Here is a 21,303-nt window from a genome sequence, read left to right as displayed (position 1 = left end):
TTCAATCTTTCGGGCCGGGCCGCGCCGAGTATCGAATCCGTGCGTATCCGTGTGCTGTTGGTTCTGGTCATGGCCCTGTGGGGCAGCGCGTTCGCCTCGTCCAAGGCGGCCGTCGGCGATGTCCCGCACGAGGTGGCGGGCTTCCTGCGTTTCCTCATCGGCGCCCTCGTGCTGCTCGTCGTTCTGCGCGCGCCCCGGCTGCCCGCCGCGGAAGTGCCGCGTGTGGCGGGCGTCGGCATGGTCGGCGTGTTCGGCTACAACGCGCTGTTCTTCCTCGGCCTCTCCCTCGCCCCCGCCGCGGACGGCAGCGTGATCGTGCCGATGGCCGCGCCGGTCTGCACGGTCGCGGTCGGCCTGCTGCTCGGCCGCGTGCGGTTGTCCGGTGCGCGCTTGCTCGGGCTGGTGACCGCCGCAACCGGCGGCCTCGTGTTCTTCCTCGGCATCCCCGACACCGGTGACGCCCGCCTGCTCGGCGACCTCGCCTTTCTCGGCGCCGCGGCCTGCTGGTCGGCCTACACCCTGCTGGGCGCGCCGCTGCTGAGCCGGTTGCCCGCCGCCACCGTAACCGTCTACGCGACGGCCGCGGGCGCCACCGCCCTCGGCCTCCTCGCCGTCCCCGCATTCGCCGAAGTCCACTGGTCGGAGCTGGGCCTCGAATTCTGGCTCAACCAGGCGTATCTCGGCGCACTGCCGACCGCACTCGCCTACGTGCTGTACTACCGCGCGGTCGGCCAGGTCGGCCCCACCACCGCGACATCGGCCATGTTCCTCGTCCCGGCTTTCGGCTTGACGTGCGCATGGATACTGCTCGGGGAATCCATTGCCCCACTGCAAGCGGTCGGCGCGGGGTTGATGTTTATCGGCGCGTGGGTGAATACCCGTCCCGCAGTGAAAGATTCGACCAGCGATCGCACACCCTCGACGAGCGACTCCGCACTGCCGTCAATCGAATCCGTCTGAACCGCAGCCGAGTTTGCCAAATTGGCAAGCAATGTTGCCGGTTCAGCGGATCGCCTCGCATAGTCGTCGCAGGAGGTGGTCACGGTGACCGGTCAGTGGGAAGACAGCTATGACGTGGTGGTGGTCGGCGGCGGCGCCGCGGGATTGAACGGTGCGCTGATGCTCGGCCGATCGCGCCGCTCGGTGCTGGTCATCGACGCGGGCGCGCCGCGCAACGCTCCGGCGCAGGGCGTGCACGGCCTGCTGGCCAGGGAGGGGACGCCGCCCGCGGAGCTGCTGGCACGCGGTCGCGCCGAAGTGCGCGGGTACGGCGTCGAGCTCGTGTCGGGCGAAGTGCGCGGCGCGGATCGCGACGGCGCCGGGTTCGTCGTGACGCTCGCCGACGACCGCACCGTCCGCGCCCGCAGGCTGCTGGTCGCCACCGGCTTGGTCGATGAACTCCCCGACATCCCCGGCCTGCGGGAACGCTGGGGCCGGGACGTGGTGCACTGCCCGTACTGCCACGGCTGGGAGGTGCGCGATCGGGCCATCGGCGTGCTCGCCACGAGCCCCATGTCGCTGCACCAGGCGCTGCTGTTCCGGCAGCTGAGCGTCGACATCACGTTCTTCGCCCACACCACGTCGCCGACGCACGAGGAGAAGGTGCAGCTGGCCGCCCGCGGCATCGGGCTGGTGGAGGGCGAGGTCGCGAACCTGGAGATCGCAGGCGATCGCATCACCGGCGTGCGACTGAGCGACGGGACGGTGATCGAACGCGAGGTCGTCGCGGTCGGGTCGCGCGTGGTGGCGCGGGCCGATTTCCTCGCACCGCTCGGCCTGCGCCCCAGCGAACATCCCATGGGCGAGTTCATCGCCGCCGACCCGACCGGCCGCACGGAGGTCCCCGGCGTGTGGGTGGCGGGGAACGTCACCGACCTGGCCGCCCAGGTCGGCACAGCCGCGGCCGCGGGCGCCACGGCAGCCGGGCAGATCAACGCCGACCTCGTCGCCGAGGACACCCGAAACTCGGTCGCCGCCTACCAGTTCTCGGCCGACACCGAAGCCCGCCTGTGCGAGGCGGCGGCGGGCGATCGCCGTCACGGCCTGTGAACCACGAAAGGATCACCGTGTCCGAACAACTCGACCACGCGTTCCGGGAAGACCGCTACCGCCACTCGACAACCCCTCTCCCCCAACCCAATCCCCACCTCGACCCACGGCAGTCACCGAATCGAGCTCCACGACGCCGTGCTGGTGGCGAGAAAGGATCGCTGAGATCGGCGTCCATAGCTCCTTACTTCCGCGCCGAGAGCAGCATCGGCTCGTGCAGGTCGTAATACGTGACCTCACCCATCAGCCTGCTCTCCTCCTCGAGCAACGGCCGCAGATCGTCGGGGATCTCGATCTTCTCGTGTTCGCGAGCCTCGGCTTCGGACCTGAAATACACCGTCTCGACGTACCCGTCGGCACCGTAGGTCGCCAGCGTGCCACCGAGAATGTCCGGGCGCAGTTCGTGTAAACGATCACCGGTCTGCGCCTGCAGTTCGCGCATCCTGCGCCCATCGGTGGTATGGCCCTCCATGACCTGCACGAAGCCTGCCTCGTCGGAGCCACCGCCCATCCACTGCGTCACCTCAGGGCAGTCCATGAAGGTGACCGGCCCGTCGAAGCACTGCTCTGTCTCGGCCCACCACGCACCCTGCTCCGGACGCGCGCTGTTGCGCCGAGCCGCCTCCTCGGATTCGAAACGGGCGAGCGCGATGAATGTGCCGTCGTCACACAATCCGTACGTCGTGCCGAGATATCCGACAGCCCCCGGTTCCAGTTCCGCTGTCCACCGATCCATACACCGACTCAGCCGGTCGGCGTCGGACACTTTGCCTTGAATCACTTGGATGAACATCTTGTCCTCCTCGTGTGGAGCAATCGCTCCGCGAATGGCGCGGGTCGGCGCGTCGCGGTCCACCGAGCGTGTGCAACCGCACGGCCCGCGGACACCGCCGCCGCACCGTCAATCGTTCGCCGCCCGCCGGGCCCGCGCAAGTGCGGTCGACTCAGCAGTTGCACCTGCGAAACGACAACTTCACCCCGCACCCCGACCAGGCACGAGGTTGGCCCGATACGGCGCGCCATCGCCGTGACGAGTGGTGAATCGATCTCGCTGCGCCTGCGAGCGGAGTGCGCTGGTTCCGGCGGAACGACCTGGACGGGAACTGCCTCGTCCACTTCCTCGCGGCCGCCGCCGTGCCCAACCATGAAGCCCCCCAGCAATTCCCGTCATCGGCGACGCTCAGCGACCATCGGCAGGCGTGCACCCGGGCAGGTCGATCAGACCTCCAGTTCCTCCTCGATGCCCCTGAGGTGGTGCCTGGCCAGCGCGAGGTTGGACCGGCCGCGGTCAAGGGCGAGGTAGAGGAACAACCCCTTGGATTTGCGCCCGGTCATCGGCCGGATGATGTGGTACTGGCCGGAGAGGGTGATGAGGATGTCCTCGATGTCCTCCTTGAGGCCGAGCTGCTCCATGGTGCGCAGCTTGGCGCGCACCACCTCGGTGTTGCCCGCCGCGGCGACCTGGAGGTCCAAAGCCTTGGAGCTGCCGAGCATTCCGAGCGCCATGCCGCTGTTGTAGTCGACGACGGCGGCGCCGATCGCGCCGTCGATCACCATCATGTCCTTCAGTGCCAGATCGAGATTCGACATTTCATTCCTTTCGATGGGTGTGTGTCGCCCGGGCTCTGCCGGGCTTTTCCGCCATCGCCGCCAGATGGTCGACGATCGCGCGGGCCACCGGGCGCGACTCCAGATGGAGCCGGCCGACGTTCACTTCGGATTCGGCCAGCACGGTCAGCGAGGCCCAGCCCGCCGCGTAGATCACCACGTGCCCCTCGGTGCCGCGCACCACGACCTCGTGGAAACCGCCGCCGTTGGCGGTGGCGGACAGCCGGTACGACAGCGCGAGATGCGAAGCCGACAGCGCTGCCATTCCGTCGGGTTCGATGTGCGCGGGCAGGTCGTGCGCGATCAGTAGCCCGTCGCCGGACGCGACCAGCGCGCCGGTCAGCTGTGGCACCCGATCCCGCAGCATCTTCAGTTCCGCCAGCACCGCCGCGTTCGGTTCGGGTCCGGACATTGCCACCTTGGTCAACCTTCCCATCCATTCGCCGAGCATCTTCTTTCGCGCGGTCACGCAAGCTCCTCCAACGCCGCCCGCAGGCGGACCAGCACGTCGCGGTCGACGGGTTCCCACTGTTCCGCGGGCGGCGGCGGGGCGGTGCGCACCCGGCGGCGTAGGGGCGGGAGGGCGGGGTCCGAGGTCGCGAGGGCAGTCATGCGGGGCATCTCGGCACCGGCGGTGTGCACGGGGCCGGGCTCCGCGACCACAACGGGCTCTCCGGCCCACGGCCCAGCGGGCTCGTTGCCTCGGGGACCAGTCAGCCTGGGACGCTGCATGTTTCGTGACTCGGTGCGCGCGGCGGACCCCTCCTCGCGCGGCCCGCTGTACGGAGCGAACCCCGCGCCCCATCCGGAGTTCTGCCCACTGGGCTCGACGACACCGGGGCCGGGCGGCCTGATCAAGCCCGCCGCGGTCAATTTCCGCACCGCCTCGAGACAGCCGTAGGTGGTGCGGCCCAGGTCGCGGGCGATGCCCGTGACGCTGCGCCGGGTGTCGGCCGCCGCGAGCACCTCGGCCTGGCTCGCCGTGAGCACCACGTGCCGTCGCCGGACGCGGCGAACCGGAACGACCGGCGCCCGGTCGACCAGCTCCGCGGGCCACGGTCCGGACTCGGGATCACCGCGCCGCTCGCACTCGTGCACCAAGGCGCGCGGCGTGATGTGACAGACCGGGGCGAGCCAGTGCGGCGGCGCAGGACGGAACTCGGGTTCCGCGGGCGAAGCGAGCAGGAAGTAGGCGGCGTCGAAAACCGATAGGAGCGCAAGGGTTTCCAGCCTCGGCCGGGCCAGCACCTGCCCCGGATCCCCGGCGCCCGCCCGCTGCCAATCCTCCGCGGTCGCCACACCCGCCTCCACCACGAGCCGGTCCAGACCGGTCGTTCTGCGGCAATCGGCGGAGGCGATCACTCCGCCAGTGAGGTAGAACGCGCCGTCGCCCGCGCGTAGCACACCGGTGCTCCCTTCTTTTTCCAGCCGCCGCAGCTCGACGGCGAGTTCAACCACCATGACCGTCCTCGGCGAATTCCGTGAGAATCGCCCGCAGCTGATATCGCGCCATTGCCAGATTCCCGGTGTCACCGTCGCACAACACGTGCACGAAAAGCCGGCCGTCGAAGTCGCCGTCCACCAGATTCAACAAGTGAAATGCGCGGGTGCCGCACACGACGATCTCGGTGAGATCGTCACCGTCCCTGCCGGTGACCAACGCCGAGCAGCCGAGCACCGAGCGCACCACATCCGTTGTGGCCGCGGCATCTTCGTGCTGATCCACCAGATCGTGCTGCCCGGCCGCGGCGATCGCAAGGCCGCTCGCGCCGTCCACCATCGTCACGCTGCGCGCACCGGGAATGTCCATGATGCGTTTCAGGCAGCCCTCAATACCGATCACCGTGCCACCACTTGTCTGTGAGGGTTTTTGCGAGCCCGACGCTACACACGGCCGGGGATAGATGTACAGCTATCGCCGAGAAATTTCTCAGCACACAACGCATTTCCCCCGGATACGAGAAAAGAATACCCTCCGGTATTTCAAACCTACCGGTCATTAAGGGACTTTAGTCATTCCGTATTGCGTAATTGGGTTGCCCACAATGCGGAAGACTCGCTGTGCAGGGTTCACAGCGGAGCGCGCTACCACCGCCCGAACACGAGGGCGGCATGGCGGCGTTGTGCCCACCGAAACCGTAAAAGTTGTTGAGCGCGTACCTGATTGCGCCGTCACGAGGTCGGCCGTGAACGATGTCGAGGTCGATCTCGGGATCCCGGTTGTCGAGATTCGATGTGGGCGAGACGATTCCGTCGCGGATGCTCGACACCGTCAAGGCCGCATCGACCTTGCATGGTGCCGATCGGTTCAGCGCGGGGCGAGCAGAGCGGTGAACGCGCGCATGATGTCATCGACCAGTGTCGCGGTGTCGGTGCAGAGCTGCATCCTGCGCTTGTCGAGCTGGCCGTCGACCCCGAGCGAGGCCAGTCCGTGGGCCAGCGCCCACCACGCGACGGCGAGCGTGTCGGCGCGCTCAGCGGGCAGGAGGCCAGCGGCGACGCAGGCGGCGATCGTATCGGTGAGCACAGCGAAGGCGGCATCACCCACCTCGGCGGCATCGGGATGCTTCTCCGACTGGGACAGCTCGGGCCGGAACATCAGCCGGAAGTGTCCGGGATGGTTCCGGGCGAAACGCACATAGGCCTCGGCCAGGGCCGTGAGCTGGGCCATCGGAGTAGCCGCGGAGTCCCGGGCGGCGGCGAGATCGGCGGCCAGCCCGCGGAAACCCTCGACGGACAGCGCGGCGAGCAGAGCGGCGCGGTCGGCGAAATGGTGATAGGGGGCACCGCAGCTGACCCCGGCCTCGCGGGCCACCCGGCGCAGGCTGACCGCCGCCAGGCCCTCGGTCTCGATCAGCCGCAGGCAGGCCTCCAGCAGGGCACCGCGCAGCGCGCCGTGGTGGTAGCTGGTGCGTCTCACCTTCCACAGGGTAGGCGACCGGTCACCCCGAGCCCGCATTGGACAGCAAATGTATACAGTGCTTAGATGATCTTAACATCGTTCAGATGCGCTGGTTTCTCGAGAAGGATGAAGACATGAACACACGCGTACTCGTCACCGGCGCAACCGGATACGTCGCCGGTCACTGCATCGCCGAGCTCCTCGCGCACGGCTACACCGTGCGCGGCACCGTCCGGGACACCGCCTCGGCGCGGTCCCGCCCGCACCTGGCCGAGCACCTGCGCGACGGCCGGCTCGAACTCGTCATCGCCACGCTCGACAGCGACGCCGGCTGGGCCGAGGCCGTCGACGGCTGCGACTACGTCCTGCACGTGGCCTCACCTTTCCCGTCCACACCGCCCGCAAACGAGTCCGAGCTGATCGAACCGGCCGTGCAGGGCACGCTGCGGGTGCTGCGGGCCGCGGCCGCCGGTGACGTGCGCCGGGTGGTGCTGACCTCCTCGGTCGCCGCGGTGGCCTACGGGCACGATGTCGACAAGGCGCGCACCGAGGCGGACTGGTCGGTGGTGGACAAGGTGCCCGCCTACCAGAAGAGCAAGACCCTGGCCGAGCGCGCCGCCTGGGAGTTCGCCGAATCCCTGCCCACCGAACGGGGATTCGAGCTGGTCGCGGTGAACCCGGGCATGATCCTCGGCCCGGTGTTCGATACGCGGCTGTCCACCTCGCACGAGGCGGTGCGCAAACTGCTCGACGGTTCGGCGCCCGGCTCGGTCCGTACCGGTTGGGCGCCGGTGGATGTCCGCGATCTCGCCGTCGCGCACCGGCTGGCGATGGAACACCCCGACGCGCCGGGCAATCGCTACATCTGCGCGGACGATCCGCTGTGGATGGGCGACATGGCCCGGATCCTCGCGGACCAGTATGTGCCGCAAGGCTATTCGGTCCCGACACGGGTGGTGCCGAACTGGCTGGTGCGTGTGGTGGCGGTGTTCGACCGGACTGTCCGGCTGACCGTACCCGTGTTGGGCCGCACCGAATTCGTCAGTGCCGACAAGGCGCGCCGGGAGCTGGGCTGGACCATGCGCCCGATCGCGGAGACCCTCGCCGACACGGTCGACAGTCTCATCGAGCACGGTGTGGTGCGTTCGCGTCGGACTGCCACGGCACCGGTCGGCGTGTAGGAGGTCGCCGCTGCTGATCGCGACGGTGATCGCCAGCGCACGCACTCGGCGGCCATCCCTCGGCTAACGGTCGCCCGCAGTGGTTCGATATGTGATAGACCGCACATTTTGTGTCGTAGGTAGACCGTCGAAGGACTCGTATGCCGGACGCAAATGCCCCCATCGGTTTGGTACCGAACCTGTGCGCCCTGCACAGGGCTGTCGGCGCGCCGAACCCGGCGGAGGTAGAGATGCGGAGTCAGCTGCTCGCCATGCCTCTCCCGAAGAACACCGTCGACGACCTGATCAATGGCAGGCGGGCGCGGCCGACGTGGCGGACCGTCGAGCGGTTCGTCACGGTGTGCTCGAAGATCGGCGGCAAACGAGGCGTCCGGTTGCGACCGGAGTGGGGTGATATGCAGTGGTGGCGCCGTCTTCACGAAGCCGAACCCACTGCCCCGTCCCGCCCGGAATCGAGGACGGACGCGTATTGGGATGCCCGAGCGCGCGGCGTGGAGTCGGCCCACGTGCCAGGCACATACTTCACGGGCCGTCGCCGCGCGCTCACCGAACTCGCCGAGTGGCTCATCGCAGAACCCCGCCCAGGAGACAATGTGCGGGTCGTCAGCGGCGGTCCCGGGTCCGGAAAATCCGGTGTCCTCGCCCGGCTGGTCACGCGCTCCGACCCACTCTTCCGGCAGCAGCACCCGGCCGCGGCGGACGACCCCTTGTATGCACTGCCCGCCGGGGTGATCGACGTCGCGGCCTACGCCCGCGGGCTCGATTCCACCGAGATCGTGCAGGTACTGGCCGCCGGGTTCGGTTCGGCCGTTACCGATTTCGCCGCACTCGTCGACAGCCTCGCCGCACGCGGCACTCCGATGACGTTCGTCATCGACGGTCTCGACGAATCCACCGACCCCAAGCGCACCGCGACGGTGCTGCGCCGTTTGGGCTGCGATACAGCAGATTTCGGTGTGAGGTTGTTGATCGGGACCCGCCCCGGACATCAGCGCGCGTTGCAGCGCGCGCTCGGCGCAGGCGCCGACCGAACCGCCATCGACCTCGACGCCGCCTACCTCGACCGGGCCGACCTGGCGGAATATGTGCGCCGCCGGTTGATGTTCGAAGGTCTTCCAGCGGAACAGGTTCCGGTGCGCGACACCCCGTACCGGGGCCGTGATCAGCTCGCGGCGCGAGTCGCCGCACAGGTCGCCGACCGCGCCTATCCGTCCTTTCTGGTCGCTGCCCTCACCGCCGTCGGCCTCGTCCGCAGTGGCACCGTTGTCGACGTAGCGCAGGACGGGTGGGACAAGTTCCCCGCCACTGTCGCCGACGCCATGCGCGATTGCCTGGAACGGTTCCCCGCGCCGGACGCCGATCGGGTCGAGGACCTGTTGCGGCCACTGGCCTACACCCACGGCACCGGCTTGCCGCCGGGCGAACTCTGGTCGCTTCTGGCCTGCCGACTGGGCAGACCCGGACGTACGTACCGGGTCGAGGACATCGTCTGGTTGCTCGACACCGCTGCCGACTACCTGCTGGAAGCTACCGCCGACGACACCATCGGCGCGACATACCGGCTCTATCACCGGGCCCTCATCGACCACCTGCGCGAACAAGACCGCGCGCGCGGTGTGCCCGCCGAGCAATGGATCTACCGGCAGTTGCTCGACTCGGTACCCCGCACCCCGGCGGGGGACGCGGACTGGAACCGGACCGAACCCTACCTCCGTAAACACCTGGTCGACCATGCCGCCGCGACCGGGCAGCTCGGCGACCTCGTCGACGATCCCGGATTCCTGGTGGCGGCGGACCCGGCCACCCTCACATCCAGCCTGCGTCGCTCACCGCAGAACAACCATCCCGGCGCACGCACCTACCTCACCACCGCCCATCTCCTCGCCGACCCGGACGACCGGGCGTTCCAGCTCCAGCTGCATGCCGCGCGGCTCCATGAAGCCGTAGCAGAGCGTTGGTTCGCCGCCCTCACCGTCGATATCGTGCCCAGGCTCGCCTGGACGCGGGAATCCCGCTACACGCCGCACTACACGGTGGGTCGCCACACCAAATTGGTGCGCGCGGTGGCCGTCGGCGCGCTGGAGGGCCGTCCGGTGGTGGTCAGCGGCGGTGATGACGCAACGGTTCGGGTATGGGACTTGGCCACCGGCGCCTCGGTCGGAAATCCGCTCATCGGCCACACCGATTCCGTGCGCGCGGTGGCCCTCGGTGTGCTGGACGGCCGCCCTGTCGCGGTCAGCGGCGGTCCGGATCGCACGGTGCGGGTGTGGGACTTGGGCGACGGCGCCCCGGTGGGCGACCCCTCGATCGGCCGCACCTGCCTGTACGCAGAGAGCGCGGTCAGGGCGGTGGCCGCGGGGGAACTCGACGGACGATCGGTCGTGATCACCGGCGGCGATGACGCGACGGTGCGGGTATGGAACCCGATTACGGGGACCCCGGTGGGTGCTCCGTTCACCGGTCACACCACGTACGTGGCAGCGGTGGCGCTCGGCGCGCTCGAGGGACGCCCGGTAGTGATCAGCGGCAGCGGGGACGCGACGGTGCGGGTCTGGGACTTCGCCACCGGAAACCAGCTCGGCCCTCCGCTGACGGGCCACACCGCCCCGGTGCGCGCGGTGGCGCTCGGCGCGCTCGAGGGACGCCCGGTGGTGATCAGCGGCGGTGAGGATGCCACGGTGCGGGTGTGGGATCTGTCCGGCGGCACGCCCGTCGGCCGGCCGTTCGGTCGCGCCAGGGAGGATCATCCGTTCGTCCGCATCGGGAAGATTTCGGCGGTGGCCTTCTGCGAGGTGAACGGCCGGCCAGTGGTCGTCAGCGGGGACGGCGATCAAATGGTCCGGGTGTGGGACCTTGCTACGGGCGCGCCGATGGGAGATCCGCTCACTGGACACGTCGGCACGTACGCCTGGGATGCGGATATGGCGGTGGCCGTCGGATCGGTCGACGGCCGTCCGGTCGTGGTCAGTGGCGGTGACGATGCGACCGTGCGGGTGTGGGATCTGGCCTCCGTCACCGGAGACGGTGACCCGCTCACCAGCGGACCCTGCGCGAGCGACTCGGGCGGAGTCCGTGCGGTGGCCCTCGGCGAACTCGCGGGTCGTCCGGTGGTGGTCAGCGGCGGACGGGATCACACGGTGCGGGTGTGGGATCTGGCAAACGGGTCGCCGATCGGTGATCCGTTCACCGGCCACACCGACGAGATTCGGGCGGTGGCAGTCGGCGCGCTCGACGGCCGCTCGGTCGTGGTCAGCGGCGGCCAGGACTGCACGGTGCGGGTGTGGGACCTGGTCACCGGGCATCCGATCGATGGTCCGCTGAGCGGGCACACCGGGTCGGTCGAGGCGGTGGCCCTCGGCACGATCGGTGGTCGAACGGTGGTGGTCAGCGGCAGTCTGGATTGCACGGTGCGGGTCTGGGACACGGCTGGCGGTTCGCCTGTCGGCGACCCGATGACCGGTCACGCCGGCCCGGTCGAAGCGTTGTCGGTCGGGGCGTTCGGTGGTCGAACGATGGTGGTCAGCGGCAGTCTGGATCGCACGGTGCGGGTGTGCGACTTGGCAACCGGCGCGCCGATCTGTGACCCGTTCACCGGCCACACCGGCCCGGTGGAAGCGGTGGCCCTAGGCACGATCGACGGCCGCCCCGTGGTGGTCAGCGGCGGCCGGGATCACACGGTGCGAGTCTGGGATCTGGCTACCGGCGCCGCTGTCGGTCATCCGCTTGTCGGTCACACCGACGAGGTTCGGGCGGTGGCTGTCGGGGCAGTCGACCGTCTGCCGGTCGTGGTCAGCGCAAGCAGAGACCGCACCGTGCGGGTGTGGGAGTTGACCACGGGCCGGAAGCCGCGAGTGATCCGTCTCAGCGTCAGCATTTCCTCGGTGACGCGGCCCGAGAACGGGCTTGTCGTCGCGGGGCATAGAGCGGGACTGACCGCTGTCTGCATCTGAACACCTCCGCGGCGATCGTGAATACCCTTGCGGTGCAGGATCGTTGGTGGTTCGCCCCGCTGTACCTCCGGTGGCGGTGGACACCGGAGGTGCAGCGGGCTGTCGCCGGTCAACTGTAGAAGGCGACGATCGAGTGGGCGGGGCCGCCGACTGCGGTCCAGGAGGTGCCGGACCCGCTGTAGCGGTAGACGGCCCCTCGGTCCGGGGTCAGCCCGAAGACCGTGTCACGGGTGACCGCGAACGAGGCCCCTGGACCGCCGATGGCTTCCCACTTGTCGGGTGTACCGAGGTACCGCCATATATCTCCGGACGGACTCGTGGCGAACAGCCCGTAGTCGCCGCCGTAGAGCTGGCTCGCCGCACCGCCGATCCTGGTCCAAGCCGTGCCGGACCCGGAGTAGCGGTGGACAGTCTTCCGGTCCGAGGCAAGCCGGTACACGCTCTCACGAGTGACCGCGAACGAAGCCCCACGCCCGCCCACGCGTTCCCACTTGTCGGGTGTGCCGAGGTACCGCCACAGATCCCCGGAAGGGTTCGTGGCGAACAGCCCGTAGTCGCCGCCGTAGAGCTGGCTCGCCGCACCACCGATCCTGGTCCAAGCCATGCCGGACCCGGAATAGCGGAATACGGCTGTCCGGTCCGGGGTCAGCCCGTAGACGCTGTCGCGAGTGACCACGAACGACGCCCCAGGCCAGCCCACGCGTTCCCACCTGTCGGGCGTACCGAGGTACCGCCACAGATCCCCAGCCGAGTTCGTGGCGAAGAGTCCATAGTCACCCCCGTACAGCCGGGTCACGGGTCCGCCGATCTTCGTCCAGGAGGTCCCGGAGCCGTTGTAGCGCGCCACAGCCGTCCGGTCCGGCGTGAGTGCGCACAGTCCGGAGGACTTTCTGCTCTTGAACGAGCCCGAAATCGTCCAATCGCCCTCGTTCCGCCACCGCTTGGTGATGTCGATGACCGGAGAGGCGAGCTCGGCGTGGCTGAATACCCATGCCTGAGTGCCGACATGGTCGTCGTTGTCACCGAACGTCGAGAACCAGGCCTTCTCGGCACCCGACATCGCGGACTTCACCGCGTCGACGACCTTTCCGTCCGCGGCGTCCTTGATGGCCTTCAACTTGGCGTCGATCTCGGCTTTGGTGGGCGCGGTCATCGCGTGCTTGAACTCGGCGGCCACTTCTTCGACACCCTCCGACACGGCTTCCACCAGTGCGGCGTACGCCTTCCGCGGGATGTCGGCAGGCCAGCCGTCCTCCTCCATCAGCACGACCACGACGCCCGCGAAGCCGGGCAGATCGTCCCCGACGATGCCCCGCAACGTCGGATCGAGGACGGGGATCGGCCTCAGGGTGCTCTCCCAGGTACCGAGTTCGGCGGGGATGCGCACATCATGGCCGGCGTCGACGGTCTTGCCGTCCTCGGATCGGTCGAGGTTCCCGTGGCGCCCGTTGCGCGACTCGACCACCGGTTTGCCCGAGAGCCCGCTTGCCGCGGATCGCACCGCAAAGCCGTGGCCATCGATCTTGAAGAAGACCGGCCACAGATACGGTGCGGCGTTCCCGAGGCCGTCGCCCTCGTCATGGCAGTGGAGGTTCTCCAGTGCGATCGTCAGGTTCAAGGTTGAGTGAGGCATTGTTCTGCTCCTTCGGTTGACGGAGCCGAGGGTTTCCCACTCCATCGATTCGGCCCCGGTGGTTGTCGCCCTTCCGGGTCGGCGTTTTTGCCTGATGCCCAATCAACCGCAGATCGGAAGCCCGTAGATCCGGTCCGGATCCGGACGAAACGGATCCGGACGAGCAGATTTCGTCGACCGCCGACGACGCGGGCGAGCAGACCAGCCGGGTCGCACCCGAACGACCGAACCCCCACCCGAGACCTTGGATGGGGGCTCAGTGGTGCTGGCTTCAGCTGTCGTACCCGGCGGTTCGGCGCCGCTTTGCGCGGTGGGCAAGCGCATCGATGATGCGTTCCCATGCCGGCGATGCCTCGGAGATCCGGGAAGAGACCAGCTTCAGATAGCCCGCCTGGCTGCTGTCCCGTTCGTGTTCGATCTCCCATGCGTCCAGGTCGTCGATGAGCTGATCCAGGCGTGGATCGTCCGGATCCCAGTCGACCGATTGATCGCAGGCGAGATACAGGCGCGTCGTCTCGGGATCGTCGAAGCCGGCGTTCTTCTCGCGTATCCGAAGCGGCATGGCGCGCGGGTCCAGTGCCTGCATCAGGATCCACGAGTCGCGCTCGAGTCGTACCCGCTGTTCGCTGACCCCGAGGCTGCGCATCCGGTTCAGGATGGCGACCACCTCCGGGGGCAGGACAAGTCTTTCGCCGCTTGCCAGTTCGGCGATCCGGCGGCGGTATTCGGTCAGCTGGTCGATCTTGCGCTGCAATTCGGTGTCGATGTCGGTGATGGCCGAGGCGAATTCGGTCGGCTGTGCATGCAGCAGCGCGCCGATACGGGCCAGCGGAACACCGGCATCGGCGAGGGTCCTGATCCGGATGAGATCCACCGCCGCTTGCGCGTTGTAGCGGCGGTAGCCGGAGGCATCACGCTCGGGCTCGGGCAACAGGCCGACGTGGTGATAGTGGCGAACGGTGCGAACAGTCACGCCGGCGGTCGCCGCGAGCTGACTGATCGTGAGCACCGTCCCCCTCGTCTTCGTGAAACGTGAATGTGCCGAGTCTAGGGGCGAGCCGCCAGGTCGACGACGTCGCGGACCGCCTTGACCACGGCATCGGGGCGGTCGAAGCAGAGCCGGTGGTGCACGGTGTCGGAGAGAATGCGCTGTTCGCCGTGCGAGACCGCGCTCACCAAGGCCGCATCCATTCGCCTCCTGCCGTCATGCATCTTCTGCAGCGTCTCCGCCTGCTGGGCGGGGTCGGTGCCCAGCACGCTGAGCGCGACCACCGGGACATCAGGAAGGTTCGGCCCTGCCCGCAGTTCGGTGGCCAGTTCGGTCAAATTGCTGCGCTCGGCGATGCCGACCCCGATCCATTCGTCGGTCTCCTTGGCCTCGATCAGCGCCCGCCGGACGTGCTCCGGGTAGTCCGCGAGCAACTCGGCACGCTCCTCGCGCAGGGCAGGGCGCAGCTGTCCGAGCTGCTCCAGATCAGTTCCCATCTGCTCGGCCGCGGCCAGCTGCATCGCGGGCGGCATGAAGTCGTCCCAGTCGCGGTGCAGACCGTCCAACCAGACCAGCCCGGCCACGTCCCGCGGGTACAGCTGCGCGAACCGATGCGCGTAGAAGCAGCCGAGCGAGTGGGGGGCGAGAATGTAGGGGGCGGGGATGTTCTGAGCTTTCAGCAGCTCGTGCAGTTCCACGGCGACCGCCGCGGCGGTGCGCGGCAGCGGGAGGGGATCGCTGTACCCCGTACCGCCCCGGTCGTACACCACGGCGGCGGTGAACTGCGAAACCTGTTGCTGGACACCGAAATAGTCCAGACCGACCGCGCTCGCGCCCGGCAGGAACACGACTGCCGGTCCGCCGCTGCCCGATCGATGCACGAAAATGCTGCGGCCGTCGATCTCCTGGAACCCGCCGACCGGCGGAGCGAGCCTCGCCGAGGAACTGCTGTTGTTCGTCATGCGACAAGGCTCCAACCCTTACGTAGCGTCAGGGTCAAGCTCGCCTGCGGCAGTACGGTGTCGACAGCCGCCGGACGGCCCGCAATGACGCCCGCCGCCATGGTCCCAGCAGGCCCCCTCCCACCGCCACCGCAACGAACCCTCGATCATGTTGACAGCAACACTGCTCGTACGCAGACTGCGCAGATGCGCTGGCACCGAATCGGCTGACTCCAGCGCCTTCCTGAGTCCTCAGTTCGGTCGGAGCAACTGCTTGTGAACAAAGACCCCTTACTGCTGTTGCACGGCGTGACGATGTCGGCCGCCGCCTGGGACGAAGTCGTTCCGCTGCTCGCCGACGAGTTCGAGCTCCTCGTGCCCACCGCCGCCGGGCACCGTGGAGGACCTCGCATCGAGGGCACGGCGACGATCGAGCACCTCACCGATGTCACCGAACAACTGCTCGACGAACGCGGCCTGAGCACGGTGCACATCGCCGGAAACTCGCTGGGGGGCTGGATCGGCATCGAACTCGCCCGCCGTGGACGCGCCCGCTCGGTCTGTGCACTGTCCCCGGCAGGATTCTGGACGCCCGGCACCCCCGACGAAACCACCGCCACCACCAAGCTCCGCCGCACGAAACGACTCGCAGACGCCGGACACAGAATCACCCCGGTGCTGCTGCGCTCGGCTGCCATCCGCAAACTGATCATGAATGATGTTGCGGTACACGGCGATCGCCTCACCAGAACCCAGGCGCTCGGCGCCGTACACGATCTCGTCGACTGCCCCGCCGCCTACGACATACTGAGCACCGACGAAAGCGTCGCCCCCCTGCCCACCCTGCCATGCCCCATCACACTTGCCTGGTCGGAGAAGGACCGCATCTTTCCACCCTCGGTGAACGGAGCGATCGCACGGGAACGCATCCCCGATGCGCGATACACAGAACTCCCCGGCGTCGGGCACGTCCCGATGATCGATGACCCGGCGCTGTGCGCGGCGACCATCCGCGCTACCGTCCGCACCTCCGGATAGAACGCTCGCACCGCACTACCCTGGGCTCCGGCTCGGCGGGCCGCACAAACGGCCCGCCCGGACCCGGCCCGGCTCGAACGGGGCTGCCTCCCTCTCCAGGGGTGGACGCGCCCATATAGCCGGTTATCGTGGATTCACCACGTGGGCGACGGCGCGCGAGCCTGGCTTCGGTGCTCGGTGCGACAGAGCAGGAAATGGCGGTTGAGGGAGAATACGGACGTGATCGACGCAATCAGGAAAAAGCTCAGAGATCAGCCCGGGGTACCGGCGATCGTGGCGCCGACGGGTGCCACGGCACTCGTCGGCGGCTAGCTCGATGTCGGACCGGGAAGGACCGGACCGGGGATCCCAGCCGGAGTCCGGCGGGACGAGGTTCGATGCGGTGGAACGGTTGCGCAGACGGCTGGAAGGTATGAAGTCTTCCGAGGCCGGTTCCTCCGAGGCGGGAGACGGCACGTCGAAGGTCACCCGGCTTCCGCGTCGACCGCGGCGAGTTTCAGAAGCCGACGACCATCCCCACCAACCTTGGCGTTCGGAAGGCTCCGTCTACGATCCTGCCCCGACCCGGCCCGTGCTGCGGTCAGAACTGCAGCTCGAGACAGGGGTGTGGCCGGTCGACCCCGGTGCCGCGCGGCACCCCGCCCCGGAGGATGCTCCGGGCAACACCGAGCATCACGGAAATGTCGTCGATCTCGCCGCATTGCGACGGAAACGAGCTGGTGACGATGCCCCGGCCGCCGCCATCCGGCGCATGCCCAGACCGCGCAGAATTGGACCCAAGGCGGGCGAGGGATCCGGCACCGACGGTGATCAGGACAGTGGCCGCAGCAGTGACCCCAATCGACCTGAAGACCTTTGAGCCGCTGACGTCTCTCTGGTGACCGAAGACATCGGGACGACACCCGGGCTGCATACGCCTACGTTCTGCGCGCCTCCGATGACTTCAGCTCGGCCGGCCCGCGACTGCACGGTGTGAGCTGCGGAAACACACTTGCGGCAGTGGGTTCAGGACGCCCTGGACGTTGAAGCCGAACTCGACCCCCTTGACATTCAATCGCTGCACGTCAATGCCTTGCTCACAGCTTGCCTCACGTTCCGTGAGCCGAATAACCTCTGGCCGCGAACGTGGCGGCTGACTCGGCTCTGAACGTCCTGTAATGGCTCCATTACCGCGTCAACATCTCCGCGGGATTCTCGAGCGTCGTTTCCGGCGGCGATGGGCCCCGCCCATGGCGCACCGCGGCAGATCGAGCGCGCCCGATCTGCCGCGGTGCTGCTGACCGCAGGGTGAGCACCCCAGCGATGTCGGCAACAACCTCGGGTACTACGACGAACTCCATCTAGCCCGCGTGCCGCGACGGTACGTCGGGCGTACCGCACGGCAGTTCAACGAAGGCCGCGTGTGATCGCGCTCGATCCTGCTCAGCGCACGACGTCGTAGACGAGCTTGGCCACTCCGTTGGAGTAAGTCGCGGAATCCCGCAGGCGCAGCTGCTGCTTGTCCCGGTCGGCCCTGCTGAACAGGCTCTTGCCCTCCCCCAGCAGCACCGGGAACACCAGCAGGTTGTACCGGTCGATCAGATCGGCGTCCGACAGACGCCTGGCCAGCTCGGCGCTGCCGTGGATGAAGATGGCGCCACTCTCGCTCTGCTTCAAAGCGGCGATGTCGTCGATCGACCGCAGGATCGTGATCGGACCCCATCCATCGATCACGGCGTCGTCGGTGAGGCTGGTCGACACCACGTACTTGGGAAGTTCCTTGTACGCGGCATGGTCGGCGGAGTCGCGCCAGAACGGGGCGAACGCCTCGTAGCTGCGCCGGCCGAACATCAGCGCGGTCGTGTCGGCGAGTTCTTCGCCCTTGAGCGAGTAGGCCTCGGGTACGAACTCGGTGTCCATCACCCAGCCGCCGCTGCGGTGCCCCTCCGCCTTGCCGCCCGGTGAGTCCACTACACCGTCCAGCGACATGAAGCCTGTATAGACCAGTTCACGTGTCAAAATTCCTCCTGAGATCTGAAAGCGGAGACCGCTGGTGACCGCCCGGGTACTGATCGCCCGGGTGGTCTGCACCCGGAGCGCCCGGGTACAGACCGCCCGGGCGATCACCGAAGACATCGCTGGTCGTTGGTGATCAGCGCGGGGCGAGGCGGTGCACGTCGGATTTGAAGGTAGTCGTCCCGAGCAATTCGAGGTGGGTGAGATCGGCGTAGCCCTCGTGTCGCCGACGAGCTATCAGGCCGGCCAGGTGAATTCGGGGTCGGTGATGTAGTCCTGGCGTCGAGCGTCCAGAGCCAGGGCGACCATCTGATGCGCGCTCGGGCCGATGATCTTGCGCAGCGGCGGGTTCGGGTCGTCGACGAGGTCCAGCAGGGCGGCGGCGGCGACTTCCGGTGCGGCTTCGACCCATTCGTCCTGGGCGGCCGGATCGGAGGCGGGTTCGGTCGCGGTTTTCTCGACGGCTGGCGGCAAGGCCGACATGTCTGGGTAGTCGCGCATGCCGAGGATGGATTCGCGGACAGCCGAATACGCCGGGATGCCCTCGGCGAACTTCATGCTCGACTTGGCCCAGTCGGTGTCGAAGCCACCCAGCTGGGCAAGGGTGACCTTGATGCCGAAGGGGCGCAGTTCGTCGGCGAGGGAGGCGCTGAAGCCCTCGAGGGCCCACTTGCTGGCGTTGTACATGCTGAACAGCGGCAGGGAACCGACCGCGCCGACCGTCGAGATCTGCACGATGTGGCCGGATGCCTGCGCGCGCAGGTTGGGGAGCGCGGCCTGCGAAACCCACAAGGCACCATAGAAATTGGTGTCCATCTGCTCACGGATCTGGGTTTCGGTCAGTTCCTCGAGCGCGCCGACGAGTCCGTAGCCTGCATTGTTGACGAGTACGTCGACGCGGCCGGTGACGTCGAATGCCTTGGCCACCGTGGCGAATACCTGATCGCGGTCGCGAACATCCAGCGGCAGCACCGTGAGTCGCTCAGTGGCGAGGTCGGACATGGTCTGCGGATCGCGGGCGGTCGCGACGACGGTGTCGCCGGCAGCCAGCGCCGCCACGGTGAACGCTCGGCCGAGACCGCGATTGGCGCCGGTGATGAACCAGGTTCTGGACAATGGAAATTCCTTTCGTCTGGAGATGGCAGGTGCCGTCAGCGCCCTGCGGATGCTGTTGCTTCCATAACCGTTTCGCGGACGGCCTCGGCGACCGCGCGGAAGTCCTTGCGCAGGATCTTGGAGTGGTTACTCGGGACCTTCGCGCTCACCCTCATGTTCGGGTTGCGGGCGAGCACCGGGTCGAGCGAGGCGCGCACATCCTCCATCTCCTCTTGGCCGCCACCGAGATTCGCACCCGTGGCGAGCACGTACCGCACCGGGTCGACGACCCGGTCGAGCACCGGCGCGATGGCGGCGACCAGCTCGTTGATCTCGATATTGACCTCGGCGTGCTCGTCGGCGCTCATCCTCGCGGCCATGCCGAGCGGGCGGGCAAGCGGGAGTACGAATCGCATGCGGCGGAACAGCTTTCGGATTCGTTCGCGGCCTTCCTCGCCGGTCAGGCCGTAGGGCATCGCACCGTCCACGCACACCACGCCCATGGCGCGGCCAGGGTTTCGCTCGGCCCAGTGCACCGCGGTTGTCGCGCCGTAGGACCAGCCCACCAGGATCGGCCGGTCGATCACCCCGCGGGCGGCCAGGACGGCGTCGACATCGCGCACACACGCCTCGAAGGAGTAGTCGGACGAGGTCTTCGACTTGCCCCGGGCCCGTTCGTCGAACGTGATGTGCCGGAAGCTGGTTCCGAGTTCGGCAATCATCGGCCGCCAGTGCGACTGGTCGGCGTAGGCGCCGTTGAGGTAGACGATGGCCTGGCCGGTGCCACCGGTGTCGGTCACCGCGAGCGCGGTGTCGTCGACGGGAACCATTCCGGTCCAGGCGGAAGTGATGGAGGGCGAGGTGGCGACGGTGTTCATCAGGGCGCTCCGTGTGCGTGAGGTGCGGTCTGCGGGGAGGGTGGACTTCGAGGCCGGATGGACGTTGCCGGTGCGTGCGCGGGTCATGTGCGCTCCTCCATTTCCGGAACGAGACGTTTCGTCTCGTTGATGAACAGAACTCTGCGCCATGACGGGCCCGTTTGTCAAGACGAGACGTATCGTCTTGCTAGAATCCATGTCATGACCGCCCAAACCCCTGCTCGCGCTCGCCGCCGCGAAAGCTCTCGCATCGCGATCCTCGACGCCACTCGCGACCTGCTCGGCGAGGTCCCGTACGCGAAACTGACGATTGAATCGATTGCCGCCCGGGCTGGCGTCGGCAAGCAGACCATCTACCGATGGTGGGAATCCAAGGGCGCCGTGGTCTTCGACGCGTTGTTGGCGGCGAGCGAGAGCGCCGAGGGAGCCGGAATCGAACTACCGGACTCCGGCGACCTGGCCAAGGACTTGAAAGCGGTACTACGCACCACCACGGCCGAATTCGCCGACCCATCGTTCAGCGCCCCGATCCGCGCCTTGATGATCGAGATCGTTGCCGACCCCGCCCTGGCCGCGCTGTATCAACAGAAGCTGCAACAGCCCACCCACGAAGCAATACGCACCCGCTTGCGCAGCGCCCAACGCGCCGGTCAACTACGCCCCGACGCCGACCTGAACCTCGTCATCGAGATGCTCTACGCCCCCCTGACCCACCGCTGGCTACTCCACTCGACCGCCCTCGACGACGCCTTCGCCGACAGCCTCGTCGACGGCGTCCTACACGGATTCGCCTAGGGTGCTTCATATATGAGATTTGCTGCGGGGTTCGGTCCGCCTCACCAGCCGCTAGGAGTGACTCTTCTCGCCACCAGTCTCGAGTAGCGCATACCTCGCCGCTCGAAAGGGTCCTAGACGTCGAAGCGGAACTCGACCCATTGACATCGGTCCCCGATCGGCACTCACAGAAGGTCGGCTGCCGCTGGTGAGCACTCGCGTCGACGCTCAAAATTGTTGCTTTGCAATCGATTATGCTGCCACGAGCCTG

The 21,303-nt window shown here is 67.8% G+C and carries 18 protein-coding genes; 6 read left to right on the top strand and 12 right to left on the bottom strand.

Annotated elements, in window-relative coordinates; translation table 11 throughout:
- The first annotated feature begins 39 nt into the window (after positions 1 to 39).
- The gene (locus NL1_RS15370) at positions 40 to 960 is read left to right on the top strand and encodes a DMT family transporter (protein ID WP_156094869.1); all 921 of its coding nucleotides are present in this window, start codon (positions 40 to 42) and stop codon (positions 958 to 960) included.
- 84 nt (positions 961 to 1,044) lie between these two features.
- Positions 1,045 to 2,049, top strand: a complete 1,005-nt coding sequence (locus tag NL1_RS15365) for an NAD(P)/FAD-dependent oxidoreductase (protein WP_067840017.1) — start codon at positions 1,045 to 1,047, stop codon at positions 2,047 to 2,049.
- A 184-nt stretch (positions 2,050 to 2,233) separates the two neighbouring features.
- Here the strand turns inward: NL1_RS15365 and NL1_RS15360 are convergent, their stop codons facing one another.
- The 6 genes from NL1_RS15360 to NL1_RS15335 form a co-directional block, all read right to left on the bottom strand.
- Positions 2,234 to 2,842, bottom strand: a complete 609-nt coding sequence (locus tag NL1_RS15360) for a hypothetical protein (RefSeq protein ID WP_067840014.1) — start codon at positions 2,840 to 2,842, stop codon at positions 2,234 to 2,236.
- A gap of 425 nt (positions 2,843 to 3,267) precedes the next feature.
- Positions 3,268 to 3,639, bottom strand: a complete 372-nt coding sequence (locus tag NL1_RS15355; RefSeq protein ID WP_067839884.1) for a hypothetical protein — start codon at positions 3,637 to 3,639, stop codon at positions 3,268 to 3,270.
- Between the two features lies 1 nt (position 3,640).
- Positions 3,641 to 4,126 (bottom strand): roadblock/LC7 domain-containing protein, encoded by a 486-nt coding sequence (locus NL1_RS15350; RefSeq protein WP_245673288.1) that lies wholly within the window; start codon positions 4,124 to 4,126, stop codon positions 3,641 to 3,643.
- Entirely contained in the window at positions 4,123 to 5,118 is a 996-nt protein-coding gene (locus NL1_RS15345) for a hypothetical protein (protein ID WP_067839881.1), read from the bottom strand. Before NL1_RS15345 ends, NL1_RS15350 begins: the two co-directional genes overlap by 4 nt.
- Entirely contained in the window at positions 5,108 to 5,500 is a 393-nt protein-coding gene (locus NL1_RS15340) for a hypothetical protein (RefSeq protein WP_067839879.1), read from the bottom strand. Before NL1_RS15340 ends, NL1_RS15345 begins: the two co-directional genes overlap by 11 nt.
- A 465-nt stretch (positions 5,501 to 5,965) precedes the next feature.
- Positions 5,966 to 6,577 (bottom strand): TetR/AcrR family transcriptional regulator, encoded by a 612-nt coding sequence (locus tag NL1_RS15335; protein WP_084510622.1) that lies wholly within the window; start codon positions 6,575 to 6,577, stop codon positions 5,966 to 5,968.
- A gap of 116 nt (positions 6,578 to 6,693) precedes the next feature.
- On the opposite strand from NL1_RS15335, the gene NL1_RS15330 reads away from it, so the two are divergent.
- Complete coding sequence (locus NL1_RS15330) at positions 6,694 to 7,740, top strand: SDR family oxidoreductase (RefSeq protein ID WP_067840007.1); 1,047 nt, start codon at positions 6,694 to 6,696, stop codon at positions 7,738 to 7,740.
- 230 nt (positions 7,741 to 7,970) lie between these two features.
- Positions 7,971 to 11,690 carry a WD40 repeat domain-containing protein gene (locus tag NL1_RS15325; protein ID WP_162272733.1) on the top strand — a complete coding sequence of 1,240 codons (3,720 nt, stop codon included), beginning with the start codon at positions 7,971 to 7,973 and terminating at the stop codon, positions 11,688 to 11,690.
- Between the two features lie 109 nt (positions 11,691 to 11,799).
- Here NL1_RS15325 and NL1_RS39020 read toward each other — a convergent pair whose 3' ends face one another.
- The 3 genes from NL1_RS39020 to NL1_RS15310 all read right to left on the bottom strand — a co-directional run bounded on the left by NL1_RS39020 (position 11,800) and on the right by NL1_RS15310 (position 15,273).
- Positions 11,800 to 13,323, bottom strand: coding sequence for a tectonin domain-containing protein (locus NL1_RS39020; RefSeq protein ID WP_218024425.1), 1,524 nt, complete (start codon positions 13,321 to 13,323; stop codon positions 11,800 to 11,802).
- Positions 13,324 to 13,594: 271 nt separating this feature from the next.
- A complete protein-coding gene (locus NL1_RS15315) occupies positions 13,595 to 14,332 on the bottom strand; it encodes a MerR family transcriptional regulator (protein WP_067839870.1) in 738 nt (245 codons plus the stop codon).
- A 38-nt stretch (positions 14,333 to 14,370) separates the two neighbouring features.
- Positions 14,371 to 15,273, bottom strand: coding sequence for an alpha/beta fold hydrolase (locus NL1_RS15310; protein ID WP_067839867.1), 903 nt, complete (start codon positions 15,271 to 15,273; stop codon positions 14,371 to 14,373).
- A 255-nt stretch (positions 15,274 to 15,528) separates the two neighbouring features.
- On the opposite strand from NL1_RS15310, the gene NL1_RS15305 reads away from it, so the two are divergent.
- The gene (locus NL1_RS15305) at positions 15,529 to 16,290 is read left to right on the top strand and encodes an alpha/beta fold hydrolase (protein ID WP_084510621.1); all 762 of its coding nucleotides are present in this window, start codon (positions 15,529 to 15,531) and stop codon (positions 16,288 to 16,290) included.
- A gap of 1,422 nt (positions 16,291 to 17,712) precedes the next feature.
- Here the strand turns inward: NL1_RS15305 and NL1_RS15295 are convergent.
- From NL1_RS15295 to NL1_RS15285, 3 genes are all read right to left on the bottom strand, one after another.
- The gene (locus NL1_RS15295; RefSeq protein ID WP_218024424.1) at positions 17,713 to 18,288 is read right to left on the bottom strand and encodes a dihydrofolate reductase family protein; all 576 of its coding nucleotides are present in this window, start codon (positions 18,286 to 18,288) and stop codon (positions 17,713 to 17,715) included.
- A gap of 234 nt (positions 18,289 to 18,522) precedes the next feature.
- A complete protein-coding gene (locus NL1_RS15290; RefSeq protein WP_067839861.1) occupies positions 18,523 to 19,401 on the bottom strand; it encodes an SDR family NAD(P)-dependent oxidoreductase in 879 nt (292 codons plus the stop codon).
- Positions 19,402 to 19,436: 35 nt separating this feature from the next.
- Entirely contained in the window at positions 19,437 to 20,345 is a 909-nt protein-coding gene (locus tag NL1_RS15285; RefSeq protein ID WP_307622814.1) for an alpha/beta fold hydrolase, read from the bottom strand.
- A 114-nt stretch (positions 20,346 to 20,459) separates the two neighbouring features.
- Here NL1_RS15285 and NL1_RS15280 point away from each other — a divergent pair, with 114 nt between their 5' ends.
- Entirely contained in the window at positions 20,460 to 21,053 is a 594-nt protein-coding gene (locus tag NL1_RS15280; protein ID WP_067839858.1) for a TetR/AcrR family transcriptional regulator, read from the top strand.
- Positions 21,054 to 21,303 lie beyond the last annotated feature (250 nt).

It is taken from the genome of Nocardia lijiangensis NBRC 108240 (genome assembly GCF_001613045.1).
Classification (GTDB): domain Bacteria; phylum Actinomycetota; class Actinomycetes; order Mycobacteriales; family Mycobacteriaceae; genus Nocardia; species Nocardia lijiangensis.
This window is presented reverse-complemented; position numbering and strand designations above follow the sequence as displayed.

Coding starts and splice junctions, on each gene's coding strand:
- NL1_RS15360 (WP_067840014.1), bottom strand. CDS start 2,842: ATGTTCATCCAAGTGATTCAAGGCAAAGTGTCCGACGCCGACCGGCTG.
- NL1_RS15355 (WP_067839884.1), bottom strand. CDS start 3,639: ATGTCGAATCTCGATCTGGCACTGAAGGACATGATGGTGATCGACGGC.
- NL1_RS15345 (WP_067839881.1), bottom strand. CDS start 5,118: ATGGTGGTTGAACTCGCCGTCGAGCTGCGGCGGCTGGAAAAAGAAGGG.
- NL1_RS15330 (WP_067840007.1), top strand. CDS start 6,694: ATGAACACACGCGTACTCGTCACCGGCGCAACCGGATACGTCGCCGGT.
- NL1_RS15325 (WP_162272733.1), top strand. CDS start 7,971: ATGCGGAGTCAGCTGCTCGCCATGCCTCTCCCGAAGAACACCGTCGAC.
- NL1_RS39020 (WP_218024425.1), bottom strand. CDS start 13,323: ATGCCTCACTCAACCTTGAACCTGACGATCGCACTGGAGAACCTCCAC.
- NL1_RS15310 (WP_067839867.1), bottom strand. CDS start 15,273: ATGACGAACAACAGCAGTTCCTCGGCGAGGCTCGCTCCGCCGGTCGGC.
- NL1_RS15285 (WP_307622814.1), bottom strand. CDS start 20,345: ATGACCCGCGCACGCACCGGCAACGTCCATCCGGCCTCGAAGTCCACC.
- NL1_RS15280 (WP_067839858.1), top strand. CDS start 20,460: ATGACCGCCCAAACCCCTGCTCGCGCTCGCCGCCGCGAAAGCTCTCGC.